At 62.2% G+C, this 510-nt stretch carries 1 protein-coding gene; it reads left to right on the forward strand.

Features of this window, described 5'->3' with window-relative positions; translation table 11 throughout:
• Nucleotides 1-263 (forward strand): hypothetical protein (locus RX972_RS29300; RefSeq protein WP_316880804.1); only part of this gene is annotated, 263 nt, incomplete at its 5' end.
• Between the last annotated feature and the right edge of the window lie 247 nt (nucleotides 264-510).

The following is a 510-nucleotide window of genomic DNA, read 5'->3' on the forward strand; positions in this document are numbered from 1 at the left end:
GTCTCGCCCTGGGCATGGCACCACACGCTGTATTGGCGAAAGGAGCTCGTCCAATTCCGCGCGGCGAGTTGAGCCCCGTCGACAGTTCGACGACTTGGGGCGCCTGGTGGTCGAATGGCCACCGGGCTTCTCTGCGTTGCTGGTTCACAGGTAGCCCTTCGGCAAACCGGCGATTGTTAACCGAAGCCGTCTGTCGCGCACTGACCAGTCACGGCCGTAAGCGCCGCCTCAACGGGGGCAGCGGCGGCAGTTCCGTGTCTTGAATGCGCTGCAGGCGGGGTTACGCGTCTTGATCTCCGGTAATCGCTCGATAAACTGTGCCGACCTTTCCGATCGTGCGAATGCTTTGGAGATCGAACGAAGGAAGAGACCATGGTTGAGGTTGGCCGCGGGCTCGACGCGAAGCTGGCGCCGGATCGGGATGATTATTCGCTGATGGTCGCACGAGCGAAAGCGCTTGTTCCGACCTTGCGTGAACGGGCCGCGCGAACCGAAGAGCTGCGCCTGACT

Source organism: Pseudomonas syringae group sp. J309-1 (assembly GCF_032582135.1).
Taxonomy (GTDB): Bacteria; Pseudomonadota; Gammaproteobacteria; order Pseudomonadales; family Pseudomonadaceae; genus Aquipseudomonas; species Aquipseudomonas quasicaspiana.